This window comes from Nocardia sp. NPDC050435 (genome assembly GCF_040655395.1).
Classification (GTDB): domain Bacteria; phylum Actinomycetota; class Actinomycetes; order Mycobacteriales; family Mycobacteriaceae; genus Nocardia.
The window spans coordinates 150,552-165,855 of the sequence record NZ_JBFAJW010000007.1 but is presented as its reverse complement, the minus strand read 5'-3'; the positions used below and the strand labels follow the sequence as shown (position 1 = coordinate 165,855).

At 68.9% G+C, this 15,304-nt stretch carries 11 protein-coding genes; 2 read left to right on the top strand and 9 right to left on the bottom strand.

From position 1 onward, the window contains the following. Positions 1-26: 26 nt before the first annotated feature. From eccCa to eccD, 3 genes are read right to left on the bottom strand one after another with little or no spacing between them, the layout of a single operon-like run. Positions 27-4,154, bottom strand: a complete 4,128-nt coding sequence (gene eccCa, locus AB0I43_RS22290; RefSeq protein WP_356973831.1) for a type VII secretion protein EccCa — start codon at positions 4,152-4,154, stop codon at positions 27-29. 53 nt (positions 4,155-4,207) lie between these two features. After that, positions 4,208-5,662 (bottom strand): type VII secretion-associated serine protease mycosin, encoded by a 1,455-nt coding sequence (gene mycP, locus AB0I43_RS22285; RefSeq protein WP_357432626.1) that lies wholly within the window; start codon positions 5,660-5,662, stop codon positions 4,208-4,210. Position 5,663: 1 nt separating this feature from the next. Continuing rightward, positions 5,664-7,118 carry a type VII secretion integral membrane protein EccD gene (eccD, locus tag AB0I43_RS22280; RefSeq protein ID WP_357432625.1) on the bottom strand — a complete coding sequence of 485 codons (1,455 nt, stop codon included), beginning with the start codon at positions 7,116-7,118 and terminating at the stop codon, positions 5,664-5,666. A gap of 158 nt (positions 7,119-7,276) precedes the next feature. On the opposite strand from eccD, the gene eccA reads away from it, so the two are divergent. After that, entirely contained in the window at positions 7,277-9,094 is a 1,818-nt protein-coding gene (gene eccA / locus AB0I43_RS22275; RefSeq protein WP_356973828.1) for a type VII secretion AAA-ATPase EccA, read from the top strand. A gap of 60 nt (positions 9,095-9,154) precedes the next feature. Here eccA and eccB read toward each other — a convergent pair whose 3' ends face one another. Continuing rightward, a complete protein-coding gene (gene eccB, locus AB0I43_RS22270) occupies positions 9,155-10,600 on the bottom strand; it encodes a type VII secretion protein EccB (RefSeq protein WP_357432624.1) in 1,446 nt (481 codons plus the stop codon). A gap of 97 nt (positions 10,601-10,697) precedes the next feature. Here eccB and eccE point away from each other — a divergent pair, with 97 nt between their 5' ends. After that, a complete protein-coding gene (eccE, locus tag AB0I43_RS22265) occupies positions 10,698-12,473 on the top strand; it encodes a type VII secretion protein EccE (RefSeq protein ID WP_357432623.1) in 1,776 nt (591 codons plus the stop codon). A gap of 55 nt (positions 12,474-12,528) precedes the next feature. Here eccE and AB0I43_RS22260 read toward each other — a convergent pair whose 3' ends face one another. The 5 genes from AB0I43_RS22260 to AB0I43_RS22240 form a co-directional block, all read right to left on the bottom strand. Then, the gene (locus tag AB0I43_RS22260) at positions 12,529-12,810 is read right to left on the bottom strand and encodes a hypothetical protein (protein WP_356973825.1); all 282 of its coding nucleotides are present in this window, start codon (positions 12,808-12,810) and stop codon (positions 12,529-12,531) included. Between the two features lie 27 nt (positions 12,811-12,837). Then, positions 12,838-13,137 (bottom strand): WXG100 family type VII secretion target, encoded by a 300-nt coding sequence (locus AB0I43_RS22255; RefSeq protein ID WP_356973824.1) that lies wholly within the window; start codon positions 13,135-13,137, stop codon positions 12,838-12,840. 89 nt (positions 13,138-13,226) lie between these two features. Continuing rightward, complete coding sequence (locus AB0I43_RS22250; protein WP_357432622.1) at positions 13,227-14,015, bottom strand: ESX secretion-associated protein EspG; 789 nt, start codon at positions 14,013-14,015, stop codon at positions 13,227-13,229. Further along, complete coding sequence (locus AB0I43_RS22245; protein ID WP_357432621.1) at positions 14,012-14,995, bottom strand: PPE domain-containing protein; 984 nt, start codon at positions 14,993-14,995, stop codon at positions 14,012-14,014. The genes AB0I43_RS22250 and AB0I43_RS22245 overlap by 4 nt, the downstream gene beginning before the upstream one ends. A 12-nt stretch (positions 14,996-15,007) precedes the next feature. Continuing rightward, positions 15,008-15,304 carry a PE family protein gene (locus AB0I43_RS22240; RefSeq protein ID WP_356973821.1) on the bottom strand — a complete coding sequence of 99 codons (297 nt, stop codon included), beginning with the start codon at positions 15,302-15,304 and terminating at the stop codon, positions 15,008-15,010.

Here is a 15,304-nt window from a genome sequence, read left to right as displayed (position 1 = left end):
AACTGCGGGACTTTGTTTATGGGGGCTTACAGCGGCGGCAGATGGGCGACCTGAATCATCTCGTTGCTGTTGCGCGTGATGAGCGTGCCGCGCCCGGGCGGCAGCTTGGCAGCCCGGATCTCGCCGAGGATCTTGCCCTCGTCCTTGGGCGCGCTCATCAGCAGCGCGTCCACACCCATGTCCTTCATGGTGCCCAGCACCTTGTCGAACATGGCCCGGCTCGCGCCGCCGGCCCGGCGCGTGATCACCACGTGCAGGCCGATGTCGCGGGCCTGCGGCAGGAACTCGACCAGCGGCTCCAGCGGATTGCGCCCGCCGGAGACCACCATCTCGTAATCGTCGACCACGACATAGATCTCGGGCCCGGTCCACCAGCTGCGCTCGCGCAGTTGCTGCGGCGTGATGTCGTTGCCGGGGATCCGCTTCTGCAGGTAGTTCGCGACCTCCTTGACCATGCCGAAGGAGGTCTGCGACGAGGTCGAGTAGCCCGCCAGCTGGGCGCCCTCGAGCACGCCGAGCATGGTGCGGCGGTAGTCGATGAGGATGACCCGCGCCTGCTCGGAGTCGGAGTTCTCCGTGACGCCCGCGACGATATTGCGCAGCAGCGTGGTCTTCCCGCACTCCGGATCGCACAGCGCGAAGAAGTGCGGCTGGGCCTCGAAATCCAGCACCATCGGCTGCAGTTCGGTCTCGCCGATGCCGATGACCGCGCGGGTCTTGTTCTGGTGGACACCGTGGCGCGCCGCCTCGGCGACGACGGCCTCCCGCGAGAGTTCCATCGGCAGCATCCGCACCTCCGGCGCGCGCCGCCCGCCGTAGAGCTCGTTGAGCTGCTCCCGGGCCGCCGTGACGCCCTCGGACAGGGTGCGCGGATCGGAGTCGGAGTCCAGGCGCGGCAGCGCGATCAGCAGATGCAGCTTCTGCGCGGTGAGACCGCGACCCGGCCGCCCGGTGGGGACGAGAACCGCGGTGCGGCGATCCATCTCGGAGTCGGACGGGTCACCGAGCCGCAGCTCGATCCGGGTGCCGATGAGGTCCTTGATCTGCGGTCTGATCTCCGGCCACCGCGTGGTCGAGATCATCAGGTGCACGCCGTAGGACAGACCCTGCGCCGCGATGGCGTTGAGCTGGGGTTCCAGCGTGTCGTAATCGGCGCGAATGGTGGGCCACCCGTCGATGACGAGGAAGACATCGCCGTGCATATCCTGCGCGAGCGGGTCGGACTGCCGCTCGGCCGGCGACAACTCGGCCAACCGCGCCTTGCGCCTGCGGAATTCGAGGATCGTGTCGATCCCCAGCTCCCGGAAGAGCTCCTCCCGGCGCCGCAGAATGCCGGTGACCTCGGCGATGGTGCGACGAATCCGGTCCACCTCCATGCGGCCCGCGACCGAGCCGACATGCGGCAGCCCGGCCAGGCCCGCGAGCGTGCCGCCACCGAAGTCGAGGCAGTAGAACTGCACCTGCTCGGGGGTGTGGGTGGCCGCCGCGGCCATGATCACGGTGCGCACGGTCGTCGACTTGCCCGACTGCGGGCCACCGACGATCGCGATGTTGCCCTGGGCCGCCGACAGATCCACGATCAGCACATCGCGGCGCTGCTCGTAGGGCTTGTCGATGACGCCGAGCGGCAGCCACAGCTGACCGTGCCGGTTCACCGGCGACCGCCAATCCGGGTCGGGCAGCAGCATGTCCACCGAGGGCGATTCCTCCAGCGGCGGCAGCCACACCTCGTGCGCCGGACGGCCGTGGCCGCGCAGCCGATCGACGACGGTGGTCAGCAGCGTCGCGGGGACGGCCTCGGCGACCGTCCGCGGCGACTGCTGCTCGTCCGCGTCGTCGTCCGCCTCGTCCACCATTTCCCCGGGCGGGGGCGGCAACTCGGGCAGGCCGAGCCGCGACGGGGGCGGCGGCAGTTCGGGCCGCCCGGCCGGCGCGGCCTCGCGGGCGGGCTCGATGATCTCGGGCATGGCCACCGGCGCGGCGGTGAACACCGCGGGCGACTGTCCGCCCACGGTCTTGCCGTCCACCTGACGGGTGCCGCGTGGCGACACATACGGGCCGGAGACGTAGCTGGCGTTGAAACGCAGCGGGTCGTCGGCGTCGCTCTTGAGATAGCCGGAGCCGGGGACGCTGGGCAGATGGTAGGCATCGGTGATGCCGAGCACCGCGCGGGATTCGTTGGCGGAGAAAGTGCGCAGGCCGATCCGGTAGGACAGATGCGAGTCCAGGCCGCGCAGTTTGTTCTCTTCCAGGCGCTGGGAGGCCAGCAGCAGATGCACGCGCAGCGAGCGGCCCAGGCGGCCGATCATCACGAACAGGTCCGCGAAATCCGGCTTCTGGGACAGCAACTCGGAGAACTCGTCGACCACGACGAACAGCGCGGGCAGCGGATCCAGATCCGCGCCCGCCGCGCGCGCCTTCTCGTACTCGGTCACGTTGGCGAAGTTGCCCGCCGCGCGCAGCAGTTCCTGGCGCCGGGTCATCTCGCCGGAGAGCGCGTCCTTCATGCGGTCGACGAGCGCGAGCTCCTCTTCCAGGTTGGTGATGACCGCGGAAACGTGCGGCAGTGAATCCAGGCCGAGGAAGGTCGCGCCGCCCTTGAAGTCGACGAGCACCAGGTTCAGCAGGTCCGGCGAGTGCGTGGTCACCATGGACAGCACCAGCGTGCGCAGGAATTCCGACTTGCCGGAACCCGTCGCGCCGATGCACAGCCCGTGCGGGCCCATGCCGTTCTCGGCCGATTCCTTGATGTCGATCTCGACCGGCGTGCCGTCGGGCGTCACGCCGATCGGCACCCGCAGACGCTCGCGATCGCTGCGCGGCCGCCAGACCGCGGCGGGCTCGATCTGCGCGGCGTCGGGGATCTTCAGCAGCGCCATCAGGCCGGGATCGGCGCGGGTCTCGTCACCCAGGCTCACCATCTGCGCGGCGGTGGCGATGCGATAGCGCGCCAGGTCGCGCGCGAGCGCCACCGCCTCCGCGCTGGTCACGGTGTCGGCGGTGGCGAATTTCTCCACGCCCGCCGCGGATTTCGCGGCCACCATGCCGTCGTCGGTGACGACCAGTTGCAGGCCGCGCCGCACCGCCAGGCCACTCTGCGGCGCGGTCAGATCGAGCACGGTGACCGAGTCCAGGCCGGCGTCGCTGACCACGCGTTCGGAGCCGCTCACGTAACCGTCGTCGATGATCACCAGCAGATGGATCCGCCCCGCCGTCGGCTGCGCGTTACGCATGAACCGCCCGCGCTCGACCAGCTCGGCCGACATGGAGGTCTCCAGTTCGGCCAGCGACCGGAACATCATGCGCGACGAGCCCATCCCGTCGCGGTCCACCGGATGCTGCAGGTGCGGCAGCCATTTCGCCCAGGACCAGGCCGCGCCGTCGGGGTCGGCGCAGATGATGGCGACGGCGGTGTGGTCGGGGCCGTGGAAGGTGGTGAATTCCATCAGCATCGAGCGCACCAGGGTGAGCGCGGCCGCGCGATCGCCCTCGATGTTGATGGCGGGAAACGCGCGCAGCGAGATCGCGGTCGGCAGCCCGTGCACCACCGAGTGGGTGCGCACGAACCGGCGCAGCGCCACCGTGGACACCGGTTCCAGGTCTTCGAGCGGGCCGGTCTCCGGCCGGGCCAGCTTGGTGGCGAGCCGATGGCTGCCCACCCCGACCCGCACGTGCCCGAAGTCGGGATCGTTGGGCCGGCGCTCCCACATCCGGCGGCTGCCGATGACCGACTGCAGATCGCTGGGTTCGGGATGACTCCACAGCAGCGCCGTCAGCTGCTGGTTGCCGGTCTTGCGCACATCCTTGCGGACCTGATCGAGGTAGCGGAAGTAGTCCTTGCGTTCCTCGTTGAGCTCGGCGGCCTTCTTCGGCCCGCCGCCGCCGCGCATGCCCGCCATCATGCCGAACATCGACATCAGCATCATCATCGGGAACATCATCATGAACGGATTGGCCAGCAGATTGCGGCCCATCATGACCATCATCGCGATCATGCCGACCACCGCGACCACCATGACCAGGGGCATGAGCTTCATCAGCAGATTGCCGGCGACGGGACGGTCGAGTTCGGGCGGCGCGGACAGCGCCACCTCACCGCCCGGCGGGCGCGGCGGCGCGATCCGCGGGCGGCGGACGAAACCTTCGGTTGCCATGTCCTACACCCCTTCTAGTGCCTGATGTGCGCCGCTCGCAACGCCGTCCGTGGTCACGCTGCCCCACCCCCGCCGGGGGCCGGGCTCGTCGCGGCGGCGGCTTCGTGCTCCGCGGCCGGATCCACGTTCGCCCGCTTGCCTCGCCGGAACGGGATCGAGGCGGCGTACCCGAGCCCGAGCAGGGCGAGCAGCGTGATCGAGCCGATCGTCGCGACCAGGCGCGGAGCCGGATCGACGTACGGCGGCGGGCTCGGCCCGGCGATCTTGCGCGGGATGTCGGAGCCGACGGTGACCGGCTGCGGCGGCAGTTGCGCCGTGAGCGCGGCCAGCGGATCGATCAGGCCGTGCCCGATCTTGTCGTTGCGGCCGTTGTCGGGCGCCTGCGCGGTCTGCTTGATCCGCTCGATCACCTGGGCCGCGGACAGTTCCGGAAAACGCGACCGGACCAGCGCGGCCAACCCGGAGACGTAGGCGCTGGAGAAGCTGGTGCCGTCGATGGTGGAGTAGCCCTCATCGGTCTGGGTGGCGTTGACCAGCCCCGCGCCGCCCGGCTTGCTGTCCAGGGAGACGATCTCGCGGCCGGGCGCGGCCACGCCGACCCACGGGCCGTTCAGCGAGAACGGCGACGCGGCCCCCTCCGGATCCACCGAGGCCACCGACAGCACGTAGGGCGTGAACCAGGCGGGGGTGACGACGGTGCCGACGGCGCCCCAGCCGGACCGCTCGTTCTGCTTCTCACAGGCGGTGCCCTGCATGGTGTTTCCGGCGGCGGCGACCACGACCACATTGCGGTCGTAGGCGTACTTCACCGCGGCGCCCAGTGCCCCGTCGGCGAATTGGGCGCTCGCGGGCGCGCACGCCACCTCGGAAATATTGATCACGGTCGCACCCATGTCGACCGCGCGCACGACACCGGCGGCCAGGGTATTGACCGTGCCGTAGCCCTCGCGCGTGATGACGCCCGGTTCCTCGCGGCGGTTGCGGTCCTTGGCCTCGTAGGCCGAACTCAGCTGACGGATGGCCAGGATCTCGGCATCCGGTGCGACGCCGGAGAATCCGTCCTCCAGGCTGGGTTTGGCCGCGATGATCCCGGCCACGAAGGTGCCGTGGCCGTCGCAGTCGACGGTGCCGTCGGTATTGGAGACGAAGTCGCCGCCGGCCTGGAGCGCCGGCAGCCGCCAGTGCCGGTTCACGCCGGTGTCGATCACGGCCACCTTCTGACCGGCGCCGCGGCTGAACTGCCAGGCCTCGGTCAGGCTCAGCACCCGTTGCGCCAGCGGCGGATCGCGGGGCACGCCACCGCGCAGCGTCGGCTCGGCGCAGACCTTGGCCTGTTCGGTTTCGTCCGGCGGCTTGCCGCTCGCGGCCAGCCCCAGCACCGCGCCGAGGGCGCCGTCGTCGATCCGCGGCGGCGCGACCGCCAGTGCGGGCGCGGGTGTTCCGGCGGCCAGCGTGAGCACCGCCGCCACGGTCCCCGCGCGCAGCAGCCGCCGTAAGAGCGGAGCCATCTCAGATGTTCCGGGCGGCCGAGTAGATGTCCATGATCCACAGCACCAGCGGAATGATGGTGCAGATCAACAGGTATTCGAAGATCTCGCCCGTGCGCCGCATCGGCGGCGACATCTCGGTGTGCGGTCCGATCACCCCGAAGGCCACCGCGGCCGCGGCGACCACGAGCAGCATGCCGGCGATCGGCACCTGCCAATTCGATTCCCCGAGTGCGGCGCCGATGCCCAGCGCCACCAGTGCGGTGGCGCCGCCCGCGATGAGCGTGCAGGCCTGCACCAGGTCGGCGAAGGCGCGTCCGCGCAGGCACAGGATCACCGAGACCACCACGCCGAGCGTGATGCCCTGCCAGCGCGCGGCGCCGAGCGGGTCGGCGGCCAGCACCACGCCGATCACGGCGGCGATGGTGCAGCCGATCACCATGCCGGACTGGTATTCGTTGGCCGCGCGGGCGCGATGTTCCAAGCCGGCGGCCGAGGGCAGCGCGGTGGCGCCGATCGCGCCGATGTCCTCGATGGTCGGGCGCGGTTCGTGGTCGGCCGGGTCGATCGCGGCGCCCGCGGTCGGCACCGGCGGCACGGGCAGCCGCGCGGCCGCCACGGCCAGGCGCGGCACCAGGGTGATCACGATGAGCGCGCCGACCAGCACGCCGGCGGCGATCTTGGACAGCGCCGGATCCCAGACCATGCGCACCATGGCGGCCACACCGCCGAACAGCGCCAGCGTGATGACCGTGGTGAACATGGTCGCCCCCGCGCGTGCGGTGCTGTAGAGCACGGCCGCCGCGAAAAGTGTGGCGACACAGGCGAACATCGCGTGTGGACTGCCGAAGTCGTTGGGCACGAACAGCGCCGTGCCCGCGAAGATCAGCAGCAGCGCGTAGAGCGAGAGCATGATCGCGGGCAGCCGGGCCTCGTCCTGATACTTCCGGCTGACGAGCACCGCCGCGCCCCCGGCCACCAATCCGGCGCCCAGGCCGATGAAACCCACGGCGATGCCGGCGCCGTCGTGCTTGGCCACGGCGAGCAGGTAGATCCCGCCCAGCACCGCGCCCAGGGCGACGAGCAGGCCGAGCCACCGAGCCGAGACCGGCGACCAGTGCCGGAACGACGTGGCGGTCAGCTTGGAGACCGCGTCGATGACGTCGTCGAACAGCGCCGGGGATTCCTTGGCCGTCACCGAGCGCAATACCAGCAACTCGCCGTCGAATACCTCGGCCTCGGTGAGCGATTGGTTTGCCGGGATGGGGTCGCGGCCGATCCGGGCCAGGGTCCAGTGCTGCGTCTGCAGCGGGGCGCCGTCTTCGTGCTCGGTGAGATCGGGGTTGCGTGATTCGATCAACTCGACCACGTCGGTGATGAACGCCGCGATCGGTACCGTGGCAGGCAAACCCAGATCGAGCTGGGTATTGCCACCGATCACCGAGACACGGCACAACTCCGGATCAACGGCAGCCACAGCGCTGCTAGACGGATCGGTCACAGCTCGGACGACTCCCTACTAGAACACACTTCAACCCCATGCAACGTACTCAACTTAACGGACAAGCCCCACCCTCGCAGCGGCTATGCTTGGCGAGAAACAGCACATCCGTTTGTTTTTAGGGGCCAACCCGTATGACCGGCAACCGTCAAGCACAACGCGCATTCGACGCTGGTGTCTTGTCCTTGGGCATTGTGATCGACGGACAGGAATCTGCCCGCGATCTGGAATACGCTCAGCTAGCGTTCCAGCGCGCCACCGAATGGGACCCTGGGATGTGCGACGCCTGGCTCGGGCGCGCGGCAGCGGGCGAGCACACCCGCGAGGTGATCTTCAATCTTTACAAAACCAGCACCTCCACGCTCTTCCGGGAACAGCGCCGGCTCGGCCTGCAATCGCGAGCGCTGGCGGGCCGGTTCACCCTCGGGCAGTACATCGATTACCCGGTGGCCAGTTACACCGAGATCTGGCTGGCCCAGGCCGCACAGCTGATCACCGACGGCGATTACGAAGAGGCCGAGAAGGTGCTCGACGAGCTGGCCAAACACCGTGCCGCCCAGGTGTCCTCGGCCGATCGGGAGATCGACGACCGGATCTGCGCCTACGCCCGTGGGGTCCTGCACTTCACCACGCAGCGCTGGCCCGACGTGATGACCGTGCTCGCGGGCTCCGCGAACTGGGATGATCCGTTCCTGGCCGCCGGCGCGCACGTCATGGTCGGCACCGCCTGCGCACAGTTGGGCCTGTTCGGCGAGGCCATCCGCCGGATGGAAGCCGCTGAGCTGGGCCCGATTCCCGCCGCCGCGACCACGGCCCGGTTCTGCCGCGGCCTGTGCCTGCGCGAGACGGGCGAGGAGGACCAGGCCCAGGCCCTGTTCGAGAAGGTGTTCTCCGAGGCGCCGGGCTTCGAGGCCAACACCATGGCCATGCGCGACCGCAAGTACCGGATCACGGTGACCACCAAGGAAGTCATCGACGCCCGCACCAACAAGTGGGATCCGGCCTCCGCGCCCTCGCTGGAGCAGATGGGCCAGGAGGAGCGTGACGACAAAGCCAAGCTGATCCTGGAGAAGGCCCGCAACGAACTCGATGAGCAGATCGGCCTGGCCGGGGTCAAGATGCAGGTCGCCAAGTTGCAGGCAACCGCTCAGCTAGCCCGTATCCGGGCCGAAAAAGGAATGGCGAGCGGATCTCGCGGACAACACCTGGCATTCACCGGGCCGCCAGGAACCGGTAAGACAACCGTTGCCCGCGTGGTGGCAAAAATTTACTGTGGCTTAGGAATTCTCAAGACCGACAAGCTCATAGAAGCGAAACGTTCCGATTTCGTCGGTCAGCATTTGGGCAGTACCGCGATCAAAACGAACAAATTGATCGACAGCGCGATGGACGGCGTGCTGTTCATCGACGAGGCCTACACACTCATTCAAACCGGCCTCTCCGGCGGTGACGCATTCGGCCGCGAAGCCGTGGACACCTTGCTGGCGCGCATGGAGAACGACCGCGATCGACTGGTGGTCATCATCGCCGGATACGACGGCGAGATCGACCGATTCCTGGCCTCCAACGACGGTCTGGCGTCCCGTTTCGCCAAGCGCGTGAAGTTCGATTCGTACTCGGCCGAGGAACTCGGCGATATCGGCACCTTCATTGCCCGCAAGCGGGATTCGCAGGTGTCGGAGGAGGCACACGCGCTGCTGGTCGCCGCGTGCGCCGAGCTCTACCAGAAGCAGGCCACCGATCAGAGCGGCGAGATCCGGCGCGGCATCGACATGGCCGGCAACGGCCGCTTCATCCGCAACGTGATCGAGGCGGCCGAGGAGGAGCGCGAGTTCCGCCTGGCCAACGACATCAACCTGGATCTGAGCGCCGTGGACGAATCGGTGCTGATGCGAATCGAAGCCGAGGACATGCAGAACGCCCTCGACAACGTGCTGGCCACCCTGCGCTGAACGCACACGAATACGGCCCCCCGAAGGTGTTTCGGGGGGCCGTATTCCGTGCCGGGTACCTCAGTTGGTGGTCGGCAGGATGTCGTAGCTGACGAGCGCTTCCTCGCGCGAGAGCGTCGGCCCCGGCACCAGTTGACCGATGATCGGCCAGGGCGCGGGCCGCGGCTTGTCCGCCAGGCCCAGCAGGGAGGCGGTCTCCTGGTCCGGGATGCCGTAGCGAATCCCGTTGTCGGAGATGTAGAACAGGCTGCCCTTGCGCACGCTGTCCGGGGACATGCCGGTCACCTGCAGGTACTCCCCCGAGTTCGGCGGGATGTAGGCGCTGTCGACGCGATCGCCGGTGCCGTCGCCGGTCGCCAGATCCACCACCTTGGCCGAGCCGGGCAGCGGCAGTTCGCGGCCCGCGAACACGGCCACGGTGGCCGCCGGGTCCGAGGACTTCTTCGCCCACTGGATGCAGCTCACCCGGTTGTCCTCGGGCGTCAGGATGCGCGGGATCGGGCCGGGAAACTTGTCCACCGGCAGTGTCGTCACCACGGGTACGCCCACCACCCGGTCCGGCGGCACCGAGATGATCTCGTTCATCTCCTGCGAGTTGGCGTTGCGGATCACCTCGGCGGAGAACGGCGAAAGCCGTTGCACGCCCTCGGCGAGCACCACGTACAGCTCCTGCGAGCCAACGCGCTGCACCCGGATCACACCGCCGATCGGCACACCCTGCAGGCGACCGGGACCCGGCTCGCCCAGTCGATCGATCTTGGGCGGGGTGAGTGCGGGCACCTGGGTCGCGGAGTTCAGCATTCCCGCACTGACCGGGCGCGGGTTGTACTCCCGGAGCCCGAGCGAGCGCGAGAGCACCGAGTCGTTCGGGTCCACCTCCGCGCGCTTGCCGTCGAACATCAGGAACGTCTTACCGCCGCGCGTCACCAGCAGCGCCTCGTCCTCGCGCAGCGGCCGGGCCGTGTTGGGCGCGCTCGAATCCAGGGCGCCCGCGACGACCGTGGTGTTGGCGCCGGCCGAGCGCGCCGCGCTGCCGGAGGCGGACAGTTCCACGGTGTCGCACAGGCTCCAGATGGAGTCCGCCGAGGCGGCGCCGGGCAGGGTGGCCGGCACGCCGGGGATGCCCACCATCGGGCCACGCGGCATGGTCAGCTTGGATTCCTTGACCGAGGTGGGCTTCTCGTTGCTGGCGGCGATCAGGCGGGCCGAGGCGAGGTTCAGTGCGGGGTGCAGGGTGCCGTCGACGATCACGTAGAGCGCGCCGGTCTCCTTGCCCATCACGATGTTCGCGTCGCCGATCGCGCCCACCGGGCGCAGGAAGGCCAGGATCGCCGCACCGGCGACCACCAGGACGCCGAGCACCGCGCCGACCACCAGCGAGCGGAACTGCGAGCGCATCGGATCGTGCAGCATCCGGATATCGCGGCGAATCAGCGCGTGCTCGTACCTTTTCAGCAAAAACCGGTAGCCGTTGACTTGCGCTTTGGTAGTCAACTGTGCGGGCACGCACGCCTCCGAACTGACACGGGTATAGCGGATCGAGTGATTCACTCGGTGCGACTTACAGTAGCGAAGCCGAACGAGTTCGGTCCATTATGTCCGCATGGGTTCCACCACAGCCGCGGGCGAAAATCGCGAGACAGCGCCGCAGAGTTCCGCCACCCCGTCGGCTGCGCCTTCCGCCCCTCCCCTGCACTCCCCGTACTTCTGGTTGTTCCGAATTCTCCCGCTACGCTGGGTGATTCCGGTCGCGCTCGTCGCGGTCGCGGCGTCGCTGGTGGCGGTGATCTTCGACGCGTCGGCCTGGGTGGCCGCCGGAGTATGCGCCCTGGTACTCGTGCTGGGCTTGACGCCACTGCCTCGCCGCAAGTCGCTGGCGGGCTGGCTGGACGAAGAACTCACCTTCCGCTGGCGAGCGTTCCGCAATCGTTCGGCAACTGTTAACCAGGCACCGTTCGATGTTCCGCTGCCCGAGGGCGGCACCTACGGAATGCGCTGGGACGGCTCACGTCTGCTGATCATGCTGCGGATCGAGGCGCATCCGCGCTCGGTGACACTGCTGAGCCCGCAGTCGCTGATCTCCGACGACATGATGCCGCTGCCCGAGATCGCGCACTGCCTCAACCAGTTCGACATCGAACTGGCCTCGATCGATGTGATCAGCACCGGTGCCCGCACAGCCGGGCCGGGCCGGGTCTCGCATCTGTACGAGCAGATCCTGGGCCCACTGCCCGCGGTGGCGCACCGCACCGTCTGGGTGGTGCTGCGACTGGATCCACTGGCGAACGCGGCGGCGGTGACGCGCCGCGGCGGCGGTGCCGCGGGCACGCTGCGCACGGCCATCGTCGCGACCCGGCGGGTAGCCAACCGCCTTGCCGCTCAGGGCATCTCGACCGTGGTCCTGTCGGCCGCCGAGATCACCGCGGCGGTCAACCAGCTCACCCGGCACACGCCGCTGGAGGAGTTCACCGAGACCGCGCACAGCGTGGAACGCGACGGTATCCACTACACCACCTACCGGATGGCGCCGGAAGCGCTGGGGCCGCGCGGTTTCGCCGCGGTCTGGTCCACGCCGACCCTGGCGACCACGGTCACCATGCGCCTGCAGCGCGGCAGCACGCAGGAACCACGGGACCAGACCGCGCCGCCCGGTACCGCCGGCATCGAGGTGACGGCGGTGGTGCGCTTCGATACCCGCAACAAACCTGCGGATGTCAAGGCCGAGGGCCTGGTTCCCTTGCCGGGCAAACAGTTCCGCGCATTGCTCTACACCCTGCCGATCGCCGAGCGCGGGCGGCAGTTCACCCCGGAAACCTATCTGGGTAAGCCGGATTCGCTGTCCGCGCTGCCCATGCCCATCGCCGGCTGCGGTCAGCTGATCGGTGCCGACACCTCCGGGCAGGGCGTGGCGCTGCCCCTGGTCGGGCACCAGGTGCGGCGCGTGGAGGTGATCGGGTCGCTGCTGGTGGCGCAGCAGATGATCCTGCGCGCCATCGCGCTCGGCGCCTCGGTGGTGGTACACACCAACCGGCACGACGCGTGGCGGCAGATGGCCGCCGACGTCGGTGTCCCGCAGTCGCTGACCGTCGCGGCGTGGTCGGCCGCCGGGCAGCAGGCCAGCGCACACCGCTCCGCCAATGTCGTCGTCTACGACGGTATCCAGCCCAGCGGGCACCACTCCGACGCCACCATCGTGCTGCTGCGCGCGGCGCCGGCCGTGGTGGAGGACCACTTCGATCCCGACGTGACCCTGGCCGAAGATCAGGAGACGGCCAACCTGGTCACCGTGCGCACCGCCGGCGTGACCACCCGCGTGCACATGGTGGCGACACCGGACGAGATGCAGTACCTGCACACCGCGCTGGCCGCCGCCCGCTAGCCGGAAACGCGGAAGCCCCGGTCACCGTCGGTGGCCGGGGCTTCCGTGATTCGGATCAGAAGGAGTTGTAGACCTTCTGGTCAGCCGCGAAGGCGTTGCCGAACGCGCCGTCGATCGCGTCGCGCAGCCGCTCCATCTTGGTGTGGGTGTCGCTGAGCTCATCGAGCAGCGAGTCGGCCTTGGTCTTGAACGAGGCCAGCGCCTCGTTCTCTTCCCACGCCACGTTGATCAGCTTGTCCCGGGCGGTGACGAACGCGTCCTTGTAGCCGTCGAGATCCTTGTAGTACTGATCCATATCGTTGATCAGCTGCTGATGGGTCGCCTTGGTGTACTTCACGACGAGCCTCCTTTCGAGTGAATTACGTCAGATCAGGTTGGTCAGGGCGTCGACGTTGGTCGGATCGACGTTCTCGAGGGTCTTGTTGCCCTCCTGGATCGTCTGATTCAGCTGGTCGATCTTGTCGTTGATGCGCTGGGTTTCTTCCTGCCAGGCCGTGGAGGCCTTCTGGCCCGCCACCGCGGCGTCACCCTCCCAGCCCGAACGGGCCGCGTCGAAGGTCTCCTGCGTCGCGGAGATGGTCTTCTTGATGCCCTCGACGGCCTGCATGTATTCGTCGACGACCTGTGCGGCCTGTTCCGCGGTATAGCTGGTCTGTCCGGACATTGTTCACCTCTTCATGTCAGTGGGTATTTCGTATGCCGCTGCGCTGGGGCCGCGGTGGTTCGGTCGGTTCGTGAGTTCCGATGCGTTAACTAGGGCATCCACCTTCCTCCGGGCAGGGTCTCGATCAGGGCCGAGATCGCCTGCGCGATCCGGTGATCGGTACCCGGGGTGAAGGTCGACCAGACCCGCAGGTCCGGCGCAGCGCCGGGGCTGGCGGCGATACGACCCCGCGAGGTGTCGTAGACCGCTACCGCTCCGGACGTTCTGGTGGTCACGCCGTCGTCGTAGGCATAGGCGACGATCTCGGCGTGCGCGTGGCAGCTCGACATGGCCAGTCCGAACTCGATGGCATCGCGCTCGGCGACCCCGCGGCCGTAGAAGACATCCGCGTAGTCGCTGGATCTCGTTGCCTCGTCCAGTCTTTCGCGAAGTTCGTCGACGGGCGCGCTGATACTCGGGATGGCCGCGCCCTCGGCTCGGCCCAGCACGGCGAGCACCGGCCGGGCCAGCGCTTCGCCGCCGCCGTCGCACCACATCGTGCCCACCTCGAAGACGTCACCGTCACGGGTGGCGACGGCGTGCTGGGAACCTCTGCGGGCCACGCAGACCTGCCGCACGCCCGCCTCGGTGTAGATCCGCGCCGCCAGCTCCCGCTCCGGATTGGCCAGGACGAACAGCGCGTCGGCGAGATCGGTGGCGACATCGTCGTAGGTGCTCACCAGGCCCGCGCCGCGCAGATCGGCCATGGCCTGATCGCGCGCCGCCTGCCAGGCCGCGGCCGAATCCTGTTGCGGGCCTACTCCGAGCACCAGCGGCAGGGTCTGGACGCCGAGCAGGTCGGACACCGCGAGCAGCCCGTCGTTGGTCATCGTCGTCATGCCGCCCCCGGTGCCGTGGCCTTCGGGGTGGGTTCGGCGGAGCCACCGAGTACCGCCGGCGCGGCGGCGAACCCGGATTCGACCTCGAACGGCTTGTCCGGCTGCGCCGAGGCGGCACCGGCGCGCAGGGTGCTGCGATCGTCGTCCTGCATGGCCGAGGCAGGTGCGAGCGCCGCCGGCGCCCCCATCCGGTTGGCGGCCGAGGAAGAATCACCGGCGACCGGAGCCGCCTCCACCGGAAGCGGTTTCGGCTCCGCCGTCGCGGCGGCGACCGCCTGGGTCGTGAACGCCGTCTGCGCCCGCGGCATCGGCGCGACCCGGCCGAAGGCCGCGGCGAACGAGGTGGGCAGCGCCATGGTCGGAGCCGCCGTGCTCGGCCGGACCTCGGCGGCCGCCTGTTCGGCGGCCAGCGCCGTATTGGCGGCGATCACCGGCGGCGTGGACTGCGTCCACGGGGTCTCCAGCGGCTTGGTCGCCTCCTCGTACACCCGCATGACCCGCGCCGCGTTGGCTTTCGCCAGATCCTGCTCGGCGTCGATGTCGGCGGCCGCGCCCACCAGGGGTGCGCCCAGGCCCACGCCGATGGCCTCGACCGTTTTCTTCGCCTGCTCCAGCGCGGCGACCTCGGCGACGTGCGGCATCGCCAACTGCGCCACCTGATAGGCCAGCGCCTGTGTGCCGGTCTTGCCCGCGTTCTGCCCGGCCGAGCCGGCCGCCTCCAGCAGCCACTCCCGCAGCTTGGTGATCCGGTCCATGATCTCCGGGCTCGTCTCCGAGCGCCACGATTCGCCGATGGCCTTGATGATCTGGTCGTATTCGACCACGGCGCCACCGAAGCTCGCGGCCAGGCGGGTCCAGGCCTGGGCCGCTTCGGCCATCGGCACGGCGCCGCGACCGGTGTTCAGATCCTGCGCCAGCTTCTCCGTCGGTCTGGCTTCCCAGACAACGCCGGTGAAACCGGGGATCGGCGGTTCGACCATAGATGCGCCTCGCTAGACCGACGCCCCGAAACCGGCGGAGTTCTCGGAGTCCATCGCCACCAGCTGCTGCGACTGCGAACGCAGCGAGGCAGCCAGTTTGCGTAGTTCGAGAACGCCCGCGGTCGCGGCTTCGTCATAGGAGGCGGCCACACCGCGCAGCGTTTGCGCGGCGCGCTGGGAAACCTCGTCCAGCCCTGCGGCTTCCACGGCCAAGGCCGGGGTATTGGCCTTCAGATCGGCTTCGAGCCGGTCTGCGAGAGCATCGAGTGCGGTGGCGGACTTGACTGCTCCGGCGCGATCGAATTCCAT